This is a genomic window from Pseudooceanicola nanhaiensis (assembly GCF_020171315.1).
In the GTDB taxonomy this organism is placed as follows: Bacteria; Pseudomonadota; Alphaproteobacteria; order Rhodobacterales; family Rhodobacteraceae; genus Pseudooceanicola; species Pseudooceanicola nanhaiensis_A.
In genome coordinates this window covers 52605-75398 of the sequence record NZ_JAIUZP010000009.1, presented here as the reverse complement: position 1 = coordinate 75398, position 22794 = coordinate 52605, and the positions used below count along the sequence as shown (strand labels likewise).

Here is a 22794-nt window from a genome sequence, read left to right as displayed (position 1 = left end):
GCGCAGGATCAGTTCTGCGCGTAGAATTCGATGACGAGGTGCGGTTCCATCTGCACGGCGTAGGGAACGTCGCCCAGGCCGGGGGTGCGCACGAAGGTCGCGGTCATCTTCGAGTGGTCGGCCTCGATGTAGTCGGGGACGTCACGCTCGGGCAGCTGGGTGGCTTCCATGACGACGGCGATCTGCTTGGACTTGTCGCGGACCTCGATGACGTCACCCTCTTTCACGCGGTAGGAGGGGATGTTCACGCGCTGGCCGTTCACGGTCACGTGGCCGTGGTTCACGAACTGACGTGCAGCGAAGATGGTCGCGACGAACTTGGCGCGGTAGACGACGGCGTCCAGACGGCGCTCGAGCAGGCCGATCAGGTTCTCACCGGTGTCGCCCTTCACACGCTCTGCTTCGGCGAAGATGCGGCGGAACTGCTTCTCGGTCAGGTCGCCGTAGTAGCCTTTCAGCTTCTGCTTGGCGCGCAGCTGCAGACCGAAGTCCGACATCTTGCCCTTGCGGCGCTGGCCGTGCTGGCCGGGGCCGTATTCGCGGCGGTTGACCGGGGACTTGGCGCGGCCCCAGATGTTTTCGCCCATGCGGCGGTCAATTTTGTACTTGGCAGACGTGCGTTTGGTCACGGCTGATCTCCTTCGTCAGAGCGCCGCCCGGGGGCGGCTATGAAGGGCGTTGTCCTCTTGGGCGTGTACCCATGACAGGAATCCCCTTGCGGGGCCCACCAACACCAATGAAGCCGCGCTTATACGCGGGATTTGCGGGGAGTCAACGGGCGCGGGGCGATGTTTCTCGCCGTTTCGCGCCCTTTTCCACGGCGCGCGCCGGGGCGTGCCGCCGTCACTCCGACAGGCCGGGCTCGTCCAGCAGGTGACGGCCGTGGCGGTCTTCCACCTCGATCACCCAGAGGTCGGGGTCATAGCCCCGCTGGCGGGTGACGGCAGCATCCACCTCGGCCTCGGCGCCCTCGGCCAGCACCTCCCAGCGGCGCGCGCCCGAGATCAGGTCAAAGCCGCGGGTGAAGGCCTGCGCCTGCCCGTCCAGCGTGGCCAGTTTCACCAGCACCGCGCCTGCCGTGTCGTCGCCATGGGCCACGACGAAGGCGGGAATGTCGGCCAGCCGCAGCCGGGCGAGGTAGGCCTGCACCCAGAATTGCGCCGTCAGGCGGGGGGACATGGGCTCAGTTCCCGTCCTTGAAGTCGAGACCCATCTCGGAATAGCGCTCGGCCTCGTCGAGCCAGTTGGTGCGCACCTTCACCTGCAGGAAGAGGTGCACCCGACGGCCGAGGAATTCCTCCAGCTCTTCGCGCGCGGCCTTGGAGACGGCCTTGATCGTCTCGCCCTTGTTTCCCAGCACGATGCCCTTGTGGCCGTCGCGGCTGACATAGACGATCTGGTCGATCCGGGCGGTGCCATCGGGGCGCTCTTCCCAGTTCTCGGTCTCGACGGTCAGCTGGTAGGGCAGTTCCTGGTGCAGGCGCAGGGTCAGCTTCTCGCGGGTCATCTCGGCGGCGATCATGCGCATCGGCAGGTCGGCGATCTGGTCCTCGGGGTAGAGCCACGGGCCCTCGGGCAGTTCGCCCGCCAGCCACTTGCGCAGGTCGTCCACGCCATAACCCTTCTCGGCCGAGATCATGAAGGTCTGGGCAAAGTCGAAGGCGGCGTTGAGCTTCTCGGTCAGGGCCAGCAGCACGGGCGCCTCGACCCGGTCGATCTTGTTGATCGCAAGCGCCACGGTGCGGCCCTTGCCGATGTCGGTCAGCCCTTCGAGGATCTTCTCGACGCCCTCGGTCACGCCGCGGTGCGCCTCGATCATCAGCACGACCACGTCGGCATCGGCGGCCCCGCCCCAGGCGGCGGCGACCATCGCACGGTCCAGCCGGCGGCGCGGCTTGAAGAGGCCGGGCGTGTCGACGAAGACGATCTGCGCGTCGCCCTCGATGGCAACGCCGCGGATACGGGCGCGGGTGGTCTGCACCTTGTGGGTCACGATCGAGACCTTTGCCCCCACCATGCGGTTCAGCAGGGTGGATTTACCGGCGTTCGGCTCTCCGATCAGGGCGACGAAACCTGCGCGAGTGGTCATGGGATGTCCTTTGTTGGCTGGCGGGCCTCATAGGGCAGTTTAACCTGCGCGGCCAGCCCTGTCTGCGGTCCTCTGCACGCGGGCGCCCCGCAGGAGGGTGTAAATCCCGCTGCCGACGATCAGAACGGCCCCCGCAAGGGTCCACAGATCGGGCCGTTCGCCGAAGAAGACGATGGCGATGACGAGGGCGACCAGCAGCCGCGAATAGCGGAACGGCGCCACGACCGAGATCTCGCCGGTGCGCATCGCCTGCGTCAGCAGCGTATAGGCCGTCACCCCGAAGGCGGCGGTCAGCGCCAGCGACAGCAGCGTCTCGCCATTGGGCATCCGCGGCGGGGCCGGGTCGATCAGCATCAGCGCCGCGCCGGAGAAGGCGACGACGCCGAAGCCCAGCACCCCCAACTGCCAGCGCGACACCGCCGGCGGGCTGGTGCGGGTGGCAAGGTCGCGGCCCGCGAAGCCCACCATGGCGATCACCGCAAGGATCACGTCGGCGCGGAAGGCTTCGGGCGTGGGGCGCAGGATCAGCAGCACACCGAGGAAGCCCACCGACATGGCGATCCAGCGCCGGGGTCCGACCTGTTCGCCCAGCAGAAGCGCGGCCCCTGCCGTCACCACCAGCGGCGTCGCCTGCAGGATGGCCGAGGTGGTGGAGAGCGGCGTGTAGGCAAGGCTGAGCGCGAAGAAGAGCCGGCCCGCCGTCTCGAAGCCGGAGCGGATCAGCAGCGGTTTCGAGAAGGCAGCCGGGTGCAACGGCGCCTGCCCGGCCCGCAGCGCAAGGCCCGAGAAAATCACCAGCCCCGCCAGCCCGAAGAGCAGCAGCGCAAAGCCCGGCGGCAGGCTGGCGGTCACATGTTTGTAGAAGGCGTCCTCTCCGGCGAAGGCCATCATGGCCAGAACCATGAAGAGCGCGCCGCGGGCGTTGGCGCTCAAGCCCCGCCCTCGAGCCGGTCCAGCAGGGCCTTGGCCGCCGCCTGTTCCGCCTTGCGCTTTGACGCGGCGGTGGAGGATTCGGTCTCGCCGTTCTCGAGCCGCGCCTCGATGGTGAAGACCGGCGCATGGTCGGGGCCGCGCCGGGCGGTCTCGACATAGGTCGGCGGTTGCAGCCCACGGGCCTGCGCCCATTCCTGCAGCGCTGTCTTGGGATCGCGGGCGTCTGCCTCGACCTTGCCGATCCGGTCGCCCCAGAGCCGCAGGATCATCGCCTGCGCCACGTCGAAGCCCCCGTCGAGGTAGACGGCGGCGATCACCGCCTCCATCCCGTCGCCCAGCAGGGCCAGCTTGCGCCGCCCGCCCGACATCATCTCGGACCGTCCCAGCCGCAGCACCGCGCCGAGGTCGACCTCGCGCGCCACATCGGCACAGGTTTCCTTGCGCACGAGCGCATTGAACCGCGGCGCGAGCTGCCCCTCGGAGGCGGCGCGATCGCCCTCCAGCAGGGCCTGCGCCATGACGAGGCCCAGCACCCGGTCACCGAGGAATTCCAGCCGCTGGTTGTCATCCCGATGAACCGAGGCCATCGAGGAATGGGTCACCGCGCGCGCCAGCAGTTCGGGCTGGGAGAAGGTATGCCCGATCCGGCCCTGGAAGGCCTTCAGTTCCGCAGAGAGTTTCACTCGATCGCCTTGAAGAACCGGTCGCCGCGCCAGGTCCAGAAGAAGAGCATCGAGCGCCCGGCCGAGGAGAACATGATCCGGTCGGCGCGACCGATGATGTTCTCGAAGGGCACCATACCGACGCCGCCGGCCATCTGCGAGAAGCGCGAGTCCGTCGAGTTGTCGCGGTTGTCGCCCATCATGAAATAGTGGCCCTCGGGCACGGTGAAGACATCGGTGTCATCCGCGCGCGGCTGGAAGCCGATGTTGAGGATGTCGTGGGAGGTTCCGCCCGGCAGCGTCTCGGTCTGGCGGGACTTGAGGCATTCCGCCCCCTCGCCCACCGGGCCGTTCTCGCAGCGCGGATAGCGGCCTTCCGGCCCCTGACGCTCGTAGACCTCGGAGAAGTTGCCCGCATCTTCGAGGCCCACGGCCTCGTCGTTGATGTAGAGCACGCTGTCGCGGACCTGGATCTTGTCGCCCGGCAGGCCGATCAGCCGCTTGATGTAATCCTGTCCGGTCACCGGGTGGCGGAAGACCACCACGTCGCCGCGCTCGGGCTCGCTGCCCAGCAGGCGGGTGTTGTCACCGTCGAGGAAGCCACAGATGTCCTTGGCGTCCACTTCCAGCCCCAGCGAGGCGATGCGGATCGTGGGGCAGGAGGCGTAGGAATACCCATAGGCCATCTTGTTCACGAAGAGGAAGTCACCGATCAGCAACGTGTCCTTCATGGACCCCGAAGGGATCCAGAAAGGCTGGAACAGGATCGTGCGGAAGAGCCCCGCGATGATCAGAGCCCAGAAGATCGTCTTGACCGTTTCCCAGATCGCGTTGCCCGAGCCGTCCTTGGAAGCCATGTGCCTGCCTCTTTGCTTAGCCGTCCGGGGCTTCATGCGGGGCGGGCACAATGGTGTCAAGGCGTCGTCAGGCCGCCGGGCGGGCCTCGATCACCACGAAGGCCTGCGCCCAGGGGGCATCATCGGTCAAAGTCACGTGAACATGCGGGATATGGCCCGCAGGCGTCATCCCGGCCAGCCGTTCGGCGGCCCAGCCGGTCAGATGCATCACGGGCTGTCCGCTCGCCATGTTGGTCACGCTCATGTCGCGCCAGGAGATGCCCATGGCCAGCCCGGTGCCGAGCGCCTTGGAACAGGCCTCCTTGGCGGCCCACCGCTTGGCATAGCTGGCCACCGGATCGGCGAGGCGGTCGGAGCGCTGGCGCTCCTCCTCGGTGAAGACACGCGCACGGAACCTGTCGCCGAAACGGGCCAGCGTGCCGCCGATCCGGTCGATGTTCGCAAGGTCGCTGCCGATGCCGAGGATCATGTGAGGGCCCTTTCGCTGGTCCCGCCCCGCTTACCGCGCCGAAGTGCGATTGTCAGGGGGGAGGCGATGGCCCGGGCCCGTATGTGGCCCGTGTCAGACCCGTGTGGGCCTGTGTGGGACCCGTTTCGGGCCCTCTTCAGGCCCGTTGCGCGCGCGGGTGCGCGCAGCGTGCCGCCGTCTCCGCGGCACGGCCCGGGGCCGGCGGCGGGGTGAGCGGCAGATCTGCCAGATCCCGGTGGCTCATCCGGGCGATCTGCGGGTCCGCAAAGGGATCTCCGCGATGCCCGTCCGGGCGGGCCGGGGCGGCAAAGAACGTCTTGAACCAGTTTGTCATGGTCTTCTCCTTCTGTTCTGGTTTCAGATATTGGCAATATGGGGCAGCCCCGCACGCCTTAAAACTGGCCAAGAGCTGAAATCCTGTTTAGTTTTTCTAAAATGGACAGCTTGCGGAATGCCCCCCTGAACGGATTGCGCGCGGTCGAGGCGGTGGCCCGGCTGGGCAGCCTGCGAGCCGCCGCGGCGGAGCTGGGCGTCTCGACCGGGGCGGTCAGCCAGCAGGTCGCCCGGACGGAGGCCGCGCTTGGTCGGCAGCTGTTCGAGCGGGCGCCCGGCGGCCTGCAGGTGATGCCGGGCGCGGAGGACGTGATGCGCCTGCTCTCGGACGGCTTCGGGCGGATCGCGGCGGCGGTGGAGCTGACGCGGCGGGACCGGGCGCAGATCCTCACCATTTCCGTGGCGCCGATCTTTGCCGCCCGCTGGCTGATCTGGCGCCTGCCGGAATTCACCCGCGCCCACCCCGAGATCAAGGTGCGGCTCGATTCCGACGTGACGCTGGTCGATCCCAACGCGGGCGACGTGGATTTCGCGATCCGCATCGGGCGCGGCCCCTACCCCGGGCTGACCGCCGACCACCTGCTGGACCAGCTGGTGATCCCGGTCTGCAATGCCGACTGGGCCGCCAGGATCAAGGCGCCCGCCGATTTCGGCAAGGTGCCGATCATCCGCGATGCGCGGGCGATGTTCGACTGGGATGTCTGGCTGGGCCCGGAAGGCGAGAGCCCCGCGATCCTCGGCGAGGGGCCGGTCTTCAACGAGGCCTCTCTGGGTCTCGACGCCGCGATGGCGGGCGAGGGCGTGCTGCTAGCCTTCGAGACGCTCTGCCACGATGCGCTGGAGCGCGGGCAGATCAGCGCGCCGATCCCGCGCTATCACCCCACCGGGCTGAGCTACTGGCTGGTGTCCGCGGCGGAGCGGTCTCTCTCCACTCCGCAGCGGCAGTTTCGAACATGGCTCAAGGGGGCGCTCGCCGCCTCGGGCATGGGCTGATCCTTTCGGGACGGACGCCGCCCCGCGCAGGTGTCAGCGCCCCGGGATGCGCGCCCGCTTGGTCCCGGCGCCTTCCCAGCTGTCCATCGCCTCCAGCGCCTCCTCGGCGGTCTCGACGAAGCGGAAGAGCTTGAGATCCTCCTGCGAGATCGTGCCCGCATCGGCCAGCGCCTGCCAGTTCACGACCTCCTCCCAGAAGGAGCGCCCGAAGAGCAGCACCGGCACCTGTTCCATCCGGCCGGTCTGGATCAGCACGAGGCTCTCGAAGAGTTCGTCCAGCGTGCCGAAGCCGCCGGGGAAGACGCAGATCGCCTTGGCCCGCATCAGGAAGTGCATCTTGCGGATGGCGAAGTAGTGGAAGTTGAACGTCAGCTCGGGCGTCACATAGGCGTTCGGCACCTGCTCATGGGGCAGCACGATGGAAAGGCCGATGGAACAGCCCCCTGCCTCGGCCGCGCCGCGGTTGCCGGCCTCCATCACGCCGGGACCGCCGCCGGTGCAGATCACGTCATGCTGACAGCCGCCCGCCAGCGAGCGTTCCGTCACCATGCGGGCAAAGCGGCGCGCCTCCTCGTACTGGCCCGAGAGTTCCGCCAGACGCGGGGTGCGTGCCTCGGCGGCGCTTTCGGGGCGCGGGATACGGGCGCCGCCGAAGAGCACGATGGTCGATTCCACCTTGCGCTCGTCGAGGATCATCTGGGGTTTCAGCAGTTCCAGCTGCAGGCGCACGGGGCGCAGCTCGTCGCGCAGCAGGAAGTCCTCGTCGGCATAGGCCAGCCGGTAGGACGGGCTCTGGGTCTGCTCGGTGCCGCGTGCCTCTTGCGCGGCTTCGTAGTCGGAACCGGCATCACGGAACCGGCTGTGGCGGTCGTCACTCATCCGCTCTCTCCTTCTTTGCCCTCAACCTAGCCCGGCGCGGGACGCTCGGCCAGTTCCTCCTGCTTTCCCCTGCGCAATTGCACCCTCCCCGCGATCTGCTATGACCGTCGCCAAGCGCAAGACATGCAGACGAGGAGCACTATGGATACCAAGGTTCTGGAAACCGCCATCGAAGCCGCGTGGGACGCCCGCGACACGATCACCTCCGCCACCAAAGGCGAAACCCGCGAGGCCATCGAGGACACGCTGAACGCGCTCGACAGCGGTCAGCTCCGCGTGGCCGAGAAACAGGCCGACGGCAACTGGAAGGTGAACCAGTGGGCCAAGAAGGCCGTGCTCCTCGGTTTCCGGATCAAGGACATGGAACAGCAGGACGGCGGCCCGCAGGGCTCCGGCTGGTGGGACAAGGTCGACAGCAAGTTCAAGGGCTGGGGCGACAACCAGTGGAAAGCCGCGGGCTTCCGCGCCGTTCCCAACTGCGTGGTCCGCAAGTCGGCCTTCATCGCGCCCGGCGCGGTGCTGATGCCCTCCTTCGTGAACCTCGGCGCCTATGTCGACAGCGGCACCATGGTTGACACCTGGGCCACCGTCGGCTCCTGCGCGCAGATCGGCAAGAACTGCCACATCTCCGGCGGCGCAGGCATCGGCGGCGTGCTGGAGCCCCTGCAGGCCGGCCCCGTCATCATCGAGGACAACTGCTTCGTCGGTGCGCGCTCGGAAGTGGCCGAAGGCGTGATCGTGCGCGAGGGCTCGGTCCTCGGCATGGGCGTCTTCCTCGGCCAGTCGACCAAGATCGTCGACCGCGAGACCGGCACCGTCTCCTACGGCGAAGTGCCGCCCTACTCGGTGGTCGTCGCGGGCACCATGCCCTCGAAGAACGGCGTGAACCTCTACTGCGCCGTCATCGTGAAGCGCGTGGACGAGCGGACCCGCTCGAAAACCGGCGTGAACGAGCTGCTGCGCGACTGATCGCGGATCATCTCTGATCGGGAAGGGGCGCGGCGCAGGCTGCGCCCCTTTCGCGTTCTTGCGGCCCTTTCGAAGACCGTCGGGAACCCGAAGCCCCCTTTTTCCGTTGTTCCGGCAACCAAACGGAAAGGATACGAGATGCAAGGACTGGGCTGGCTTGCCGCCATCATCGTCGGTGCCCTCGCGGGCTGGATCGCGGAAAAACTCATGCGGGCCGATCACGGGCTGCTGACCAACATCGTGCTGGGGATCATCGGCGCGGTGGTGCTGAACTTCCTGCTGCTCGCCATCGTCGGCAGCACGCTCGGCGGCGTCGTCGGCCAGCTGATCATCGGGATCATCGGCGCCTGCCTGCTGATCGCGGGCTACCGGATGCTGCGCCGGGCCTGATCGGGGCCTGAGCCTGAGCGGAGACCGGAGCCCCGCCTCACCGCTCGACACAGGACCCGAAACGGGGCGCCTTCTGGCGCCCCGTTTTCGCATTCCGCCCTGCCCGCCCCCTTTACAGCCGCCCGCAATTCTGAGACCTCCGGAAGACAGCCACTCCCGGCCCCGCCTGCGCGGGGTCCAGCCATCGGGAAAAGAGGGTAAAACAATGTCCGGCGAGACCAAGAAACCCAAGAAGCCCTCCCGTCAGCAGGTCTATACGCTGCTGGTGCAGGTCGGCCGCCGCGACGGCGACGGGCTGCCGGAGAAGGCCACCGGTGCCGGGCTGCTCTGCTATGCCTCCGGCGTGGACGAGGCCGAGGCCGTGCGCGAAACGGTTGCGGTGCTGAAGCAGGCCGACCTGAACCCGCTCGACGTCACCGGCTATGGCACGCTCGACGACCGGATCGCGCAGGATCACGAGATCGACGCCGACGAGCGCGAGCTGATGCAGCGCGCGCTGGATGAGAACGCGGTGATCGTGGCGCAGATGACGCCGTTCTACCACGGCGAGGAATCGATGGGTGACGAGGACGACGCGCCGAACTGACCGCGTCCCACCGCCGTCCCGGGAGATGAGGCCGCCAGCCTGACCGCGCCCGGCTCAGCCCCCCCCTCCGCTGGCTCACGCCACCCGCTGCGCCGCCAGCGTGACCGCCTCGTGCCGGTCCAGAACCCGCTTGGCCACTGATCCGTGATCCGGCAGCCGCCCGCGCGGCATGCCTGCAAGCAGGCTCGCCGACCACTGCGCCTTGCGCATCCGCATCCGCCCGATGGCAAGGCTTTCCAGCCCGATGCCAGCACTCGCCAGCGCCTCGCGGGCCGGCAGCAGCACCTGCCAGTACCGCACCAGCGCCTGCGCAGGCGCGGGCAGCGCCGCCGCGCCATGCAGCATGTGCCGCGCCTCCACCAGCACGCTTTCACAGCCAAAGAGGTAATCCACCGCGGCGCCCGCACTTTCCAGCCGCTGGCCCGCGCCGACAACGATGTCGCGTTGCAGTCCGAGGTAGGGCCGGCGCAGAACGAGGGGCCGGAACCGGCCGCGCGCGGGCAGGCTATGGGACAGCAGCCCCAGCACCGGGGCGACGCCGCCTTGCGCCGTACGCACGAGGTCGCCCAGCTTCAGCCGGTCCAGCTGGCGCAGCTGGCCATCCGCCATCTCCACCGGCACGAGATTGGTCAGCAGCGGCATCGGGCCCACAGGCTCCACCCGGTCCGACAGCGCGGCCCAGTCCGTGCGCCCGCCAAGGGCATGGCCGCGCAGGCCCGCCACCTCCTCCGTCAGCGCGAGGGTCGGCAGTGGCGGGGGGCCCGCGATGTCCACGCAGAGTGCCGGCAGGTCCCGGTCGGGCCGCTCGACCCAGAGCCGCCCCATCCGCGCCGGGGCATGCCACAGGTAGGTAAGCCGCAGCATCTCCTCCCGCTCCGCGTCGGGCAGGGCCACTTCCGCGTCCCAGCTGCGCCGTTCCTGCGACAGGCGCAGCGCCACGCGGGCCCCGGGCAGAAGCCGGATGTCCAGCCCGCCGGTCCATGGCCGCTTGTGCTTGAGGGAAAATAGTCGCGCGCCCCCGCTGCCGGGACGGAAGGTCGCCTCCAGCACGAGGCTCCCCGAGGCCAGCACCTGTGGCAGGTCCGCCCGCAAGAGGGGGCTGTCCAGCCCCTCGTCCAGCGGTGAAACGGCCAACCAGCCCATGCGCCCTCGTCCTGCAACAGATTTGGCGGTCTGCGCCACCTCTCCCCCTATATACAGCGAATTCACCGGGCGGAAACAGGCACTTGCACCGAATGATGCACTATCCAGCCACGGAAACCCCAGCTTTGCACGGTCTCTGCCCGCTTGACAGCGTCGCACAATTGTCATGGTCTCCGCCCCGCCCGCCCCTCATGCGGGCGCCACCCGAAGGAGAGGCTCGATGCCCGTTGATGCCCGGTCCCCCGCTGGGGCCGAAACCGATCCCGTCGCCCTGACCCAGGCGCTGATCCGCTGCCCGTCCGTCACCCCCGATGAAGGCGGCGCCCTGACGCTGCTCGAAGGGATGCTGACCGAGGCAGGGTTCACCTGCACCCGGGTCGACCGCAACGGCACCTCCAACCTCTTCGCCCGTTGGGGCCTGAAGGGCGCGAACCGCAGCTTCGGCTTCAACGGCCACACCGACGTGGTGCCCGTGGGAGACGAGGCGGCCTGGACCCATGGCCCCTTCTCCGGGGACATCGACGCGGAGGGCGTGCTCTGGGGCCGCGGTGCGACCGACATGAAATCCGGCGTGGCCGCCTTCGTGGCCGCCGCCATCGACTTCGTCCAGACGACGCCCCCTGACGGCGCGGTGATCCTCACCCTGACGGGCGACGAGGAAGGCCCGGCGCTCGACGGCACCACGGCGCTGCTCGACTGGATGCAGGACAATGGCGAGGCGATGACCGACTGCCTCGTGGGTGAGCCGACCTGCCCCGAGGTGATGGGCGACATGATGAAGATCGGCCGCCGCGGCTCGATGAACGCGCATTTCACGGTGACCGGCAAGCAAGGCCATTCCGCCTATCCGCACCGGGCGCTGAACCCGCTGCCCGCCATGGCGCGGCTGATGGATCGCCTCGCCTCCGAAACGCTGGACGAAGGCACCGACCACTTCGATGCCTCCACCCTCGCCGTGGTGACCATCGACACCGGCAACCCGGCCACCAACGTGATCCCGGCGCAGTGCCGCTCGACGGTGAACGTGCGGTTCAACGACACCCACACCGGGGCCAGCCTCTCGGCCTGGATGCAGCGTGAGGCCCAGCAGATCGCCACCGCCTTCGGCGTGAAGGTCGAGATGGAGGTCAAGATCTCCGGCGAGGCCTTCCTGACCCCGCCGGGCCCGCTGTCGGAGCTGATCGCGAAATCCGTCACCGCCGAGACCGGCGTCACCCCCGAGCTTTCCACCTCCGGCGGCACCTCGGACGCGCGCTTCGTCCAGCACCATTGCCCGGTGGTGGAATTCGGCCTCGTCGGCAAGACGATGCACCAGGTCGACGAGCGGATCGAGACCGAGCAGATCACCCAGCTCAAGCGGATCTACAGCCGCATCCTCGCTGACTACTTCGCCTGACCCGAAGGGGTGGGCCGCCTGATCCCGGCCGCCCCTCTTCATCTTTCCCCAAACACTCTCGGGGGGATTGGCCCGCTCCGCGGGCCAAGGGGGGCAGACAGCCCCCCGGCCCTGCCCGGCACGGGCGGGGCCCACGCCCGGCACGGGCGTGACTGTCGGGCCGCGCGCGTCCCGCGCGGCCGGGCATCGTGTCGCCGCAGGCGGCCATCCGGTCACGCGCGCCCAAGGCCACGCGGCTCTCCCCGGAGCCCCCCAGCGCCCACCCCTGTCAGCCCCGCCTCGACCGCGCCCGCGCGCGCCCTCTTCCGCGCCTCCCCGCCCCGTGCTACCGCTGGCGCATGACAGATATCCCCAGCAAGGCCGAGATCCTCAAGTTCATCTCGGACAACCCGACCCAGACGGCCAAGCGCGACATCGCCAAGGCCTTCGGCATCAAGGGCGCCGCCCGGATCGACCTCAAGCGCCTGCTGAAGGAGCTGGAGGACGAAGGCCTGCTGGAGAAGCGCAAGAAGACCTACCGCGATCCCGACCGGCTGCCGCCGGTCTCCGTCCTCCTCGTGGGCGAGACGACCGATGACGGCGACCTCACCGCCCGCCCGCTGGAGTGGGAAGGCGAAGGGCCGGAGCCCGAGATCCACGTGCTCCTGCGCAATTCCGATCCGGCACTCGGGCCCGGCGACCGCATCCTCGCCCGCCTCACCCTGCTGGAGGAGGACGAGCGCGTCGGCGATCACCAGTATGACGCGCGCCTGATCCGCAAGATCGGCACCAACCCGCGCCGCATCCTCGGCATCTTCCGCAAGACCGCCGAGGGCGGGCGCATCGTGCCCATCGACAAGGGCGCGGACCTCGAATGGCTGGTGCCGCCGGGCGCCATCCACGGCGCGAAGGACGGAGAGCTGATCGAGGCCGAACAGGCCGGGCCGCGCTCCCGCATGGGGCTGCCGCGCGCCCGCGTCGTGGCGCGTCTCGGCGATCCCACGGCGCCGCGCGCCGTCTCGCTCATCGCGATCCACCAGCACGGCATCCCCGATGCCTTCCCCGACCGCGTCGTGGAAGAGGCCGATGGCATGAAACCCGCGGGCCTCTCGGGCCGCGAGGACCTGCGCGAGATGCCCTTCGTCACCATCGACCCCTCCGATGCGCGCGACCATGACGACGCCTGCTATGTCGAGGCCGACAGTGCCGAGGACAACCGCGACGGCTGGGTGATCTGGGTCGCCATCGCCGATGTGGCGCATTACGTGCAGACTGGCTCCGCCCTCGACCGCGAGGCGCGAAAGCGCGGCAATTCCACCTATTTCCCCGACCGCGTCGTGCCGATGCTGCCCGACCGGCTGTCGGGCGATCTCTGCTCGCTCCACGAGGGCGTGCCACGCGCCTCCATCGCCGTGCGGATGCGGATCACCGCGCAGGGCCACAAGATCGGCCATGATTTCCACCGGGTGCTGATCCGCTCGGTCGCCTCGCTGCATTACGCCGAGGTGCAGGCCGCCATGGACGGCCAGACCAACGACCGCACCGGCCCGCTGCTCGAGGATGTGATCAAGCCGCTCTACGGCGCCTATGCCGCCCTGCGCAGCGCCCGGCAAGAGCGCCAGCCGCTCGACCTCGACCTGCCGGAACGGCGCATCGTGCTGAGCGAGGAGGGCGAGGTCACCTCGGTCAACTTCCGCGACCGGCTCGACGCGCACCGGCTGATCGAGGAGTTCATGATCCTCGCCAACGTCGCTGCCGCCGAGACGCTGATCGCCAAGAAGTCGCCCCTGCTGTTCCGCGTCCACGAGGAGCCGCCGGCCGAGAAGCTGGAAGCCCTGCGCGAGACCGCGCAGGCGGCGGGCTTCACCCTCGCCAAGGGGCAGGTGCTCCGCACCCGGCACCTGAACGACCTGCTGAACGCCGCCGCCGGCACCGAACAGGCAGAGCTGATCAACATGTCGACCCTGCGGTCGATGACGCAGGCCTATTACTCGCCGGTGAACTTCGGCCACTTCGGGCTGGCGCTGGCGAATTACGCGCATTTCACCTCGCCGATCCGGCGTTATTCCGACCTGATCGTGCACCGGGCGCTGATCTCCTCGCACAAGTGGGGCGATGACGGGCTGAAGGAAGAGGACGTGGAGCGGCTGGAAGACACCGCCGCCCATATCTCCGAGACCGAGCGCCGCTCGATGATGGCCGAGCGGGACACGACCGACCGCTACCTCGCCGCCTATCTCTCGGAACGGGTGGGCAGCGAGTTCCCGGGCCGGATCTCGGGCGTGGCGCGCTTCGGCGCCTTCGTCCGGCTGGACGAGACCGGCGCCGACGGTCTGATCCCGATCCGTTCGCTTGGGCGCGAATACTTCCACCACGACCGCGAGGAGATGACCCTCATGGGCGCCGACAGCGGCGTGGTGATCACGCCCGGCCAACGGGTCATGGTCAAGCTGGTGCAGGCCGCCCCCGTCACCGGCGGGCTGGAGCTGGAGCTGATCACGCTCGAGGACAAGGAGATGCCCGGCGGCGGCGGATCGCAGGGCCGCAAGGGCGGCTTCAAGCCCGGTCGCAAGCGCCCCGGCACCTCGCCCCGGCGCAAGCTGGCCAAGGCGAAGAAGAAGACCGCCAAGACCAAGCGCAAGGTCACCCGTACCCGGCGGAGCTGATCCCGGACGGCGGCGGTCCCCTCGCAGGGGCCGCCCCGCCGACCTCCCGCACGCCCTCCCCGGCGTGCACCAAGAATTTTCGAAAATTCTTGGGAAAATTCTTCGAAGAATTTTCCGCGCCCGGTCGAGAGGACCCGGCAGGCCCGCCGCCGGGGGTGGCCCTGCCTCTTGCGCGGCGCTCCGGGGCGGTTTTCCGCGTCTCCCCGCCGCGTCGCGCCGCAATCCTTCCGATTCACACTGTTTCCGGCTAGGATACGGAAAACGTCATGAAGGCGAGCAGGCACCCGATGAAACGCATTTTCCCGGCCGTACTGATTTCTTTGCCCATGGTCTCGCTGCCCGTGGCAGCGACGAGCGCGACCGGATCGGTCGAGACCATGACCACCACGGGATCGGTCGACCGGTCCCTGCGCCCGATGGCGCGCCCGGATGTGATCGCCCCGCCCGCGGGTGTCGAGGTGGACCTCGTGGCCGCCACCGTGGCACAGGTCACCGCTGCGCTTGCCGATATCGAAAGCGCCCCGCGCAGCACCTCCCCTGCGCCCGTCGCCACCCCGCCCGCGGCCATCCCGCAACCGGCTGTGGCCGAGATCGGCGCCGACAGCGGCAGCCCTGCGCGCAGCCTGCGCCCCCGCATCCGGCCCGCCACGCTCAGCCTTGCGACACCCGCGACCCGCGTCCCGGAGGAGGCCGCGCCCCAGCCGGTGTCGAACCCCGCGGGCTTCGACCGCTGGGTGCAGGGCTTCCGCCCCCGCGCGCTGTCGCAGGGCATTTCCGCCGCCACCTTCGACCGCGCCTTTGCCCGGGCCGAATTCCTGCCCAAGGTGATCGAGCTCGACCGCAGCCAGTCGGAATTCACCAAGACCATCGGTGATTATCTCTCGACCGCCGTCTCGGACACCCGCGTCAGCAATGGCCGTGCGGCGGTGGCACAGCACAAGGACGCCCTGACCCGGATCGAGGCCCAGTATGGCGTCGACCGTGACATCGTGGCCGCCGTCTGGGGGATGGAGACGAACTTCGGCTCCTACAGGGGCGGCAATGGCGTGGTCTCCTCGCTCGCCACGCTGGCCTTCGAAGGCCGCCGCGCCAGCTTCTTCGAGGCGCAACTGGTCGACGCGCTGAAGATCCTCGACGCGGGCGACACCACGCCGGAACGGATGAAGGGCAGCTGGGCCGGGGCCATGGGCCACACGCAGTTCATGCCCTCCTCCTACCTCGAATATGCCGTGGACTTCACCGGCGACGGCCGTCGCGACATCTGGGATGACAACCCCAGCGATGCGCTAGCCTCCACCGCCAACTACCTCGCCAGGTTCGGCTGGATCGCGGGGCAGCCCTGGGGCGTCGAGGTGCGGCTGCCTGCCAGCTTCGACTATGCACAGGCCGATGGCCGCAAGAAGATGCCCTCGGAATGGGCCGCGCTCGGCGTGCGCAATGTGGCCGGAGAGCCCGTGCCGGACTTCGGCTCGGCCCGGCTCCTGCTGCCTGCGGGGGCCAAGGGCGTGGCCTTCCTCGTGTTCAAGAACTTCGACGTGATCCGCCGCTACAACCCCTCGGATGCCTATGCGCTCGGCGTCGGGCACCTGGGCGACAGGATCGGCGGCGCGGGGCCCTTCGTAGCGTCCTGGCCCCAGGACGAACGCGGGCTCAAGCGGGACGAGCGCAAGGAACTGCAGGCCCTGCTGGGCCGCAAGGGACATGGCGCCGGTACGCCCGACGGCATCATCGGGCCGAACACGCAGGCCGCGATCCGGTCCTTCCAGACCAGCGTCGGCCTCGTGCCGGACGGCTATGCCTCGCTGGCGCTGCTGGAACGGCTGCGGCGCTGACCGCGCCCGGGTCCGAAAAAGACGAAAGCCGCCCCAAGGGGCGGCTTTTCGCATCGTCGGACTGTCGCAGGCTCAGTTCAGCTGGAAGTGCAGCGGATAGGCGCCATCCTCGAACGGACCGAAGAGATCGGGAATATCGGGGTGGTCCACCGGCTCGCCCGAGTAATCCGCGACGAGGTTCTGCTCCGAGACATAGGCCACGTAGTAGCTCTGCTCGTTCTCGGCCAGCAGGTGGTAGAAGGGCTGCTCCTTCGACGGGCGACTCTCCTCGGGAATGGCGGCATACCATTCGTCCGTGTTGTTGAACTGGGGGTCGACGTCGAAAATCACACCGCGAAACGGGTGTTTCCGATGGCGCACCACCTGTCCCAGGGAATATTTCGCACGTGTTGTCATCATGATCTTGCAGCCCATTAACCCCATTACTACCGTGAACGGCGGGTGGTTGTCCAACTGCCATCAAAAAACCGAAAGAAACAGTTTGTGAACCTTGTTCTGACAGTCCTCCAGACCGTCGCTCCCGTCTTCCTGCTCGCAGCCTTCGGATACGTCTGGGTCAAATCCGGTCACGAGTATCGAATCAACTTCGTCACCAAGCTGACGATGACCGTTTCGGTGCCCTGCCTGATCTTCGTGGCGCTGATGGAGACAGAGATCGACCCCGCGGCCCTGACCGCGCTCTCCCTCGCCTCCGTCGTGCTTTACGCGGTGCTCACGCTGGCCGCCGCAGGTGCGGTCTACGTGCTGAAGCTGCCGCAGCGGACGTGGCTTGCGCCGCTAGTTTTCTCCAACACCGGCAACGTGGGCCTGCCGATCGCGCTCTTTGCCTTCGGGCAGGCCGGGCTCGGCTATGCGGTCGTGGTCTTTGCCGTCATGGCGATCTGGTCCTTCACCTTCGGCATCTGGGTCGTCTCCGGCGGCGGCAAGCCGTGGCATGCGGCCAAGGAGCCGCTGCTCTGGGGCACGGTTCTGGGCGGCATCTTCCTGTGGCAAGGCTGGACCCTGCCCGAGTTCATGACCAACACCCTGCGGCTGACCGGCCAGATGGCGATCCCGCTGATGCTGATCACGCTGGGCGTGGCGCTTGCGCGGCTCACCACCAAGGGGATGACCCGCGCGGTGGTGATGGCGATTGCCAAGTACATCCTCTGCTTTGCCGTGGCCTGGGTGACCGGGCGGGCCTTCGGCCTGAACGACGTCGCCTTTGCCTGCCTCGTTCTGCAGGCGGCCATGCCCGTTGCCGTGACCTCCTACATGCTGGCCGAGAAATACGGCGCGGATTCCGAAAGCGTCGCGGCGCTGGTGGTCGCCTCGACCCTGCTGTCCGTGATCGCCCTGCCGCTGATCCTTGCCGCCGTGATCTGACCCTGCCGCCCCCGGTCCGGCATCCGCCCCCGTGACTGGGCCACCGACACGGGCCATTGATACAGACCATTCATATGGGCCATTCATACAGGCCGGAGGCGTGCAAAGCTGCCACGCCTTCGGACGCCCCTTGCGACCCTGCGGAAATGTGATTTCCCCGGTGGGGCCTTTCCGCTAAAATCCCATCAAAACAAAACAAGACATAGCGAGAGGCAGATGAGCAGAACTCTTCGCGCGCTTTTCATCGTGATGCTGGTGGCATCCTGCGGTGGCGGTCGGTATTCGGCGCCCAACAATCTCGATGACGCCTGCAGCATCGTGCAGGAGCGCCCCAAGTATTTCCGCGCCTTCAAGGGTGCCGAACGCCGCTATGGCGTTCCCGTCTCCGTGCAGATGGCCATCATGCACCAGGAGAGCAAATTCATCGGCAACGCGCGTACGCCGCACAAATACGCCCTCGGGATCATTCCCATGGGGCGGCAGAGCTCGGCCTACGGCTACAGCCAGGCGCTCGACGGGACGTGGGATGACTACAAGCGCGCCTCCGGCAACCGCCGGGCCAAGCGTGACGATATCCGCGACGCGACCGATTTCATGGGCTGGTACATGAACGAGACCACCAAGAAGGTGGGCGTGCCGATCTGGGACGCGCGCAACCAGTACCTCGCCTATCACGAGGGCCGCGCGGGCTATACGCGGGGCAACCACAACTCCAAGCCCTGGCTGATCGCGATCGCCAACAACGTGCAGGAGCGCTCGCGCAAGTACGAGGCGCAGCTCAACAACTGCGGCTGGCGCTACCGCTGAGCGGGCCAAGATGACACCCTGACATGAAAAAGGGCCCCTGCGGGGCCCTTTGCACATCCTGAGGCCTGTCTCCTCAGCGGTTCCGGTCGCCCTGCGGCCGCACCATGTCTGCCAGGAACATCTGGTCGGAGAGCCGCACGCCGGTCTGAAGCCCGCCCAGGACCACGGTGGTGGTCTCGCCCGCATCGTTGCGGATCACCCACTGGCGCAGCTCCACCGGCGCCCCGGTGAAGACGAGGCGGATATCGCCGTATTCCGGATGGTCCGGGTCCTGCGCCGTCACCGTGGTGGAGGTGCCGTCGCTCTCGTGGTTGGTCACCATCCGCGCCCGGCCAAGGTCCACCTTCTCATCGAGGATGATCGACAGCGGCGTGCGCGACAGCGGATAGGTCTCGCCCTGCCCGCCCCGGCCATCAAAGACGCTCACGGCACCCGCGCCCGCGATCACCAGCGCCTCGTTGGGCGGATCGTACTCGAACCGCACCCGCCCCGGCCGCTTGATGTAGAGCTTGCCGGTCGAGATCGAGCCGTCGTCGTTGATCTGGGTAAAGGGGGCCTGCGCGGTCTTGATGCCGTTCAGATAGGTGGAAATCTCGCCCAGGGGCACCGGCGCGGCCATCAGCCGCCCTGCACTCAGGACGAAGGGTGTGGCCAGCGCACCGGCGATGAGTTCTCTGCGTTTCATGGGGTCAATCTACTCCCGCCTTCGTTCACGAACCAGAGGAGCAACGCACACATCTGCGTAGGGTTCCCCCACGCGGCCGCCACCCGTACGTCCGCCCTTCCCCTTTCCTCTTTCCGATAAATCCTCCGGGGGGACTTGGCCCGGCACGGGCCAAGGGGGGCAGCGCCCCCCGCGGATCGGGCCGCGCCAGCGGTCCGATCCCCCTTGATGAAAAGGAACGGGGCGCCCTTGGGCGCCCCTCCGTCAGGTCAGACCATGGCCCGGATCATCACTGCTCCGGTACGAGGATCTCGCGCTTGCCGACATGGTTCGCCGGGCTCACCAGCCCCTCTTCCTCCATCTGCTCCACGAGGCGCGCCGCCTTGTTGTAGCCGATGGCCAGCTTGCGCTGGATGTAGGAGGTGGAGCACTTGCGGTCCTTGATCACCACGGCCACAGCCTGGTCGTAGAGCGCATCCTCGCCGTCGGTGTTGCCGCCGGTGGAGAGGCCCAGAACCGCGTCGATGTCGTCGGCCTTCTCCTCATCCGGGCCCTCGACCACGCCCCCGATGTAGGACGGCGGGCCATAGGCCTTGAGGTGGTTCACGATCTCCTCGACCTCTTCATCCGAGACGAAGGGCCCGTGGCAGCGGGTGATCCGCGCGCCACCCGCCATGTAGAGCATGTCGCCCATCCCGAGCAGCTGTTCCGCCCCCATCTCGCCAAGGATCGTGCGGCTGTCGATCTTCGAGGTCACCTGGAAGGAAATCCGGGTCGGGAAGTTCGCCTTGATCGTGCCGGTGATGACGTCGACCGAGGGACGCTGCGTCGCCATGATCAGGTGGATGCCGGAGGCCCGCGCCATCTGCGCCAGACGCTGGATGCAGGCTTCGATCTCCTTGCCCGCGACCATCATCAGGTCGGCCATCTCGTCGACGATGACGACGATGTAGGGCATTTTCTCGGGCTGGATTTCCTCGGTCTCGAACACCGGTTCGCCGGTCTCGTCGTCGAAGCCGGTCTGCACCGTGCGCGAGAACATCTCGCCCTTGTTGAGCGCGTCCTGCACCCGACCGTTGTAGCCGTCGATGTTGCGCACGCCCATCTTGGACATCTTGCGATAGCGCTCTTCCATCTCGCCCACGACCCACTTCAGCGCCACGACGGCCTTCTTGGGGTCGGTGACGACGGGCGAGAGCAGGTGCGGGATGCCGTCATAGACGGAGAGTTCCAGCATCTTCGGGTCGATCATGATCAGGCGGCACTCGTCCGGGGTCAGCCGGTAGAGCAGCGACAGGATCATCGTGTTGATCGCCACCGACTTACCGGACCCCGTGGTCCCCGCGATCAGCAGGTGGGGCATCTTGGCGAGGTTCGCAACGATGGCCCCGCCGCCGATGTCCTTACCGAGCGCAAGCGGCAGCTTCATGTTCTTGTCGTCGAAGTCACGGCTCGCGAGAATCTCACGCAGGACGACCTTCTCGCGGTTCTCGTTCGGCAGTTCGATCCCGATGACAGACCGGCCCGGCACGGTGGAGACCCGCGCAGAAAGCGCCGACATGGAGCGCGCGATGTCATCGGCCAGACCGATCACGCGGCTCGCCTTGAGGCCCGGCGCCGGTTCCAGCTCGTACATGGTGACCACGGGGCCGGGACGAACCGAGACGATCTCGCCCTTCACGCCGTAGTCGTCGAGCACGTTTTCCAGCATCCGCGCGTTCTCTTCCAGCGCCTCGTCCGAGAGGACGTGCCGCTGGATGTTCGCGGGGTTGGCCAGCAGGTTGAGCGGCGGCAGCTCGTACTCGATCGCCGGTTCCTCGAACTGCAGCTTGGGGTTGGCCTCCGCCTCAGCGCGGGCCGAGGGCTTCGGCGCCTTCATGGTGGCGGAATGCACGACGCGACGGGCGGGCTCGGCCGAGGGCACGACGGGACGCGGCGCATCGGCGCGCGGGGTCACGATTGCGCCCGCGCTCTCGTAGGTCTCGCCATGATCCGGATCGTCATAGGCCGGGGCATCATAGGCCGGGGCATCATAGGTGGCGGCGTCATAGGTCGTGGCCTGCGGCGCGTCGGCGCGTGCGCTCACGCGGGCCATCGAGGGCTCGGCACGGCGCGGCGCGGGTTCGGGCATCTCGTGCGGGACACCGTCCCAGAAGGCCTCGACCGTCTCGTCGTAGTCGTCCCACTCGGTGCCGATGGCGGCCTCGTCATAGCCCGCCTCATAGCCCTGTTCGACCTCGGCATAGGCCATCGGTGCCTCGTCCGCGTGGTAGGCGGGCGCTTCGGGCTGGCGGGGTTGCGGCGCGGCGACGCGCGGGGCCGCAACGGGGGCGGCGGTCACGGGACGCTCTGCAGCCGGCGCCGGTTGCGGCGCGGCCATGCGGGGCTCTGCGCGCAGGGTCGGCGTTTCGACCGGGGCGGCGGACACCGGCGGGGCCGTGCGCGAGGCGGTGAGCGGCGGTTCGGGCGGCAGCGCGACAGGGGCGGCGGTCAGCGGCGGCTCGACCCGTGCGGGCTGCGTCCGTTCGCTGACGATCAGCGGCCCGGGACGGCGTGCACGGCCCTTGGTCAGGGGCATGTTCGCAGGCGCGGTGTGACCTGCAACGCGGCGTGCGCGGCTGCGGACGATGTCCGCGATCTTGGCTTTGATCCGGTCGTCTCCGGTCATGTCGTCTCTCATCTCGCCCTCGGCAGCCCCGGCATAGGCGGGATCGACCCACTCCGGCTCGGGCATTTCGTCTTCGATGCTGCGCCGTTTCAGCCCCGGCAGCGGCAGGCGGCTGAGGAAGCCCCCGCGCGGGGCCTCCTCCTGTTCGGGCGCCGCGTCGAGGACGTATTCCTCCGGCTCGGCATAGGGTTCATAGGCAGCGGGCTGCGGATGATAGACCGGCTCCTCACTCGGAACCGGCGTGGCCCGGCGCACGACGGGCGCAGAGCGGCGCGGCGCAGGGGCGGCCACAGGGGGCGCAACGGGGGCCGCGACCGGCTCCTCGTAGTCCTCGTAGACCGCGTATTCCTCTTCCTCGGCGGCCTGTTCGGCCCAGAGGCGGCGTTCCTCGGCGGCGGCGGCACGACGGGCGCGACGCTCGACCCCCTTCTGTTGCAGGGTCTGGGCGGATTTCACCGCGCCCACGGCGCCATGGCCCAGCAGTTTCAGCAGGTTGGCATAGAGCAGGATGACGCCCACCAGCAGGAACCGCCCGATGCGGCGCAGTTCCTCGCCGGTGAAGCCCAGCACGAAGATGCCAAGCGCCACCATGCCCGCGCCAAGGATCAGCGACAGCAGCTTGAGCCCCAGCGACGCCGCGACCGGCGCCACCCCCAGAACCGTGGCCAGCACCGTGTCCCCGAATAGACCGCCCATGCCGAAGTTGTGGGTCCAGCCCGGCCCCGGCACCAGCGAGGCGGCATAGACCGCCAGCAGCGCCACCCAGATCGGCGAGAAGATCAGCCGCGAGATCGCGCGCTCTTCACCGCGGTGCAGCGCAAGGCGCAGGCCCCAGCCAAGCAGCAGCGCCGAGATGCCCCAGCTGCCCCAGCCGACGATCATGAAGACAGGGGCCGCGATCGAGGCGCCCACCTGCCCCATCCAGTTCTGCACCGGCGCATCGGTGGCCGACATCCACGAGGGATCCTCGGGCGTGTAGGAGGCGATCATCATGGCCGTCATCAGACCGAGGGCAATCAATGCCAGCCCGCCCAGCTCCTTGCCGCGCCGCTCTATGGCGGCCTGCATGGTGCTGTCGAAAAGCGGATCGCGTCCTCTGGTCTGGAAGGCCATG

At 68.2% G+C, this 22794-nt stretch carries 22 protein-coding genes; 9 read left to right on the top strand and 13 right to left on the bottom strand.

Annotated features, from left to right (window positions below; translation table 11 throughout):
- Positions 1–8: 8 nt before the first annotated feature.
- The 8 genes from rpsD to LCM32_RS15860 all read right to left on the bottom strand — a co-directional run bounded on the left by rpsD (position 9) and on the right by LCM32_RS15860 (position 5344).
- Positions 9–629, bottom strand: coding sequence for a 30S ribosomal protein S4 (rpsD, locus tag LCM32_RS15895; RefSeq protein WP_224822075.1), 621 nt, complete (start codon positions 627–629; stop codon positions 9–11).
- A 214-nt stretch (positions 630–843) separates the two neighbouring features.
- The gene (locus LCM32_RS15890) at positions 844–1179 is read right to left on the bottom strand and encodes a DUF1491 family protein (protein ID WP_224822074.1); all 336 of its coding nucleotides are present in this window, start codon (positions 1177–1179) and stop codon (positions 844–846) included.
- Between the two features lie 4 nt (positions 1180–1183).
- Positions 1184–2089 (bottom strand): GTPase Era, encoded by a 906-nt coding sequence (era, locus tag LCM32_RS15885; protein ID WP_224822073.1) that lies wholly within the window; start codon positions 2087–2089, stop codon positions 1184–1186.
- A gap of 39 nt (positions 2090–2128) precedes the next feature.
- Positions 2129–3022, bottom strand: coding sequence for a DMT family transporter (locus tag LCM32_RS15880; RefSeq protein ID WP_224822072.1), 894 nt, complete (start codon positions 3020–3022; stop codon positions 2129–2131).
- Positions 3019–3705, bottom strand: a complete 687-nt coding sequence (rnc, locus tag LCM32_RS15875) for a ribonuclease III (RefSeq protein WP_224822071.1) — start codon at positions 3703–3705, stop codon at positions 3019–3021. The genes LCM32_RS15880 and rnc overlap by 4 nt, the downstream gene beginning before the upstream one ends.
- Positions 3702–4541: a signal peptidase I gene (gene lepB / locus LCM32_RS15870; protein WP_224822070.1), complete on the bottom strand. Its 840-nt coding sequence runs from the start codon at positions 4539–4541 to the stop codon at positions 3702–3704. Before lepB ends, rnc begins: the two co-directional genes overlap by 4 nt.
- 67 nt (positions 4542–4608) lie before the next feature.
- The gene (gene acpS / locus LCM32_RS15865; RefSeq protein WP_224822069.1) at positions 4609–5010 is read right to left on the bottom strand and encodes a holo-ACP synthase; all 402 of its coding nucleotides are present in this window, start codon (positions 5008–5010) and stop codon (positions 4609–4611) included.
- 136 nt (positions 5011–5146) lie between these two features.
- A complete protein-coding gene (locus LCM32_RS15860) occupies positions 5147–5344 on the bottom strand; it encodes a hypothetical protein (protein WP_224822068.1) in 198 nt (65 codons plus the stop codon).
- A gap of 101 nt (positions 5345–5445) precedes the next feature.
- Between LCM32_RS15860 and LCM32_RS15855 the strand changes: the two genes are divergently transcribed.
- Complete coding sequence (locus LCM32_RS15855; RefSeq protein WP_224822067.1) at positions 5446–6336, top strand: LysR substrate-binding domain-containing protein; 891 nt, start codon at positions 5446–5448, stop codon at positions 6334–6336.
- A gap of 33 nt (positions 6337–6369) precedes the next feature.
- Here LCM32_RS15855 and LCM32_RS15850 read toward each other — a convergent pair whose 3' ends face one another.
- Entirely contained in the window at positions 6370–7215 is an 846-nt protein-coding gene (locus tag LCM32_RS15850) for a TIGR00730 family Rossman fold protein (RefSeq protein ID WP_224822066.1), read from the bottom strand.
- Positions 7216–7356: 141 nt separating this feature from the next.
- Here LCM32_RS15850 and dapD point away from each other — a divergent pair, with 141 nt between their 5' ends.
- From dapD to LCM32_RS15835, 3 genes are all read left to right on the top strand, one after another.
- Complete coding sequence (dapD, locus tag LCM32_RS15845; protein ID WP_224822065.1) at positions 7357–8184, top strand: 2,3,4,5-tetrahydropyridine-2,6-dicarboxylate N-succinyltransferase; 828 nt, start codon at positions 7357–7359, stop codon at positions 8182–8184.
- 138 nt (positions 8185–8322) lie between these two features.
- Positions 8323–8574: a GlsB/YeaQ/YmgE family stress response membrane protein gene (locus LCM32_RS15840; RefSeq protein WP_224822064.1), complete on the top strand. Its 252-nt coding sequence runs from the start codon at positions 8323–8325 to the stop codon at positions 8572–8574.
- A 205-nt stretch (positions 8575–8779) separates the two neighbouring features.
- On the top strand, positions 8780–9160 hold the full coding sequence (locus tag LCM32_RS15835; protein WP_224822063.1) for a hypothetical protein: 381 nt from the start codon (positions 8780–8782) through the stop codon (positions 9158–9160).
- 75 nt (positions 9161–9235) lie between these two features.
- Here the strand turns inward: LCM32_RS15835 and LCM32_RS15830 are convergent, their stop codons facing one another.
- Positions 9236–10303, bottom strand: coding sequence for a Hint domain-containing protein (locus LCM32_RS15830; protein ID WP_224822062.1), 1068 nt, complete (start codon positions 10301–10303; stop codon positions 9236–9238).
- A gap of 220 nt (positions 10304–10523) precedes the next feature.
- Here LCM32_RS15830 and dapE point away from each other — a divergent pair, with 220 nt between their 5' ends.
- The 3 genes from dapE to LCM32_RS15815 all read left to right on the top strand — a co-directional run bounded on the left by dapE (position 10524) and on the right by LCM32_RS15815 (position 16176).
- The gene (gene dapE, locus LCM32_RS15825; protein ID WP_224822061.1) at positions 10524–11699 is read left to right on the top strand and encodes a succinyl-diaminopimelate desuccinylase; all 1176 of its coding nucleotides are present in this window, start codon (positions 10524–10526) and stop codon (positions 11697–11699) included.
- Positions 11700–12037: 338 nt separating this feature from the next.
- Complete coding sequence (gene rnr / locus LCM32_RS15820; RefSeq protein WP_224822060.1) at positions 12038–14344, top strand: ribonuclease R; 2307 nt, start codon at positions 12038–12040, stop codon at positions 14342–14344.
- 287 nt (positions 14345–14631) lie between these two features.
- Complete coding sequence (locus LCM32_RS15815) at positions 14632–16176, top strand: lytic murein transglycosylase (RefSeq protein WP_224822059.1); 1545 nt, start codon at positions 14632–14634, stop codon at positions 16174–16176.
- A 72-nt stretch (positions 16177–16248) separates the two neighbouring features.
- On the opposite strand, the gene hspQ is transcribed toward LCM32_RS15815, so the two are convergent.
- Positions 16249–16575, bottom strand: coding sequence for a heat shock protein HspQ (gene hspQ / locus LCM32_RS15810; RefSeq protein ID WP_224822058.1), 327 nt, complete (start codon positions 16573–16575; stop codon positions 16249–16251).
- An 84-nt stretch (positions 16576–16659) separates the two neighbouring features.
- Here hspQ and LCM32_RS15805 point away from each other — a divergent pair, with 84 nt between their 5' ends.
- Complete coding sequence (locus LCM32_RS15805) at positions 16660–17541, top strand: AEC family transporter (RefSeq protein WP_224822057.1); 882 nt, start codon at positions 16660–16662, stop codon at positions 17539–17541.
- A gap of 216 nt (positions 17542–17757) precedes the next feature.
- Positions 17758–18348, top strand: a complete 591-nt coding sequence (locus LCM32_RS15800; protein ID WP_224822056.1) for a transglycosylase SLT domain-containing protein — start codon at positions 17758–17760, stop codon at positions 18346–18348.
- A 73-nt stretch (positions 18349–18421) separates the two neighbouring features.
- Here the strand turns inward: LCM32_RS15800 and LCM32_RS15795 are convergent, their stop codons facing one another.
- Both LCM32_RS15795 and LCM32_RS15790 read right to left on the bottom strand, forming a co-directional pair.
- Positions 18422–19033, bottom strand: coding sequence for a LolA family protein (locus tag LCM32_RS15795; RefSeq protein WP_224822055.1), 612 nt, complete (start codon positions 19031–19033; stop codon positions 18422–18424).
- 268 nt (positions 19034–19301) lie between these two features.
- A complete protein-coding gene (locus LCM32_RS15790; protein WP_224822054.1) occupies positions 19302–22793 on the bottom strand; it encodes a DNA translocase FtsK in 3492 nt (1163 codons plus the stop codon).
- Between the last annotated feature and the right edge of the window lies 1 nt (position 22794).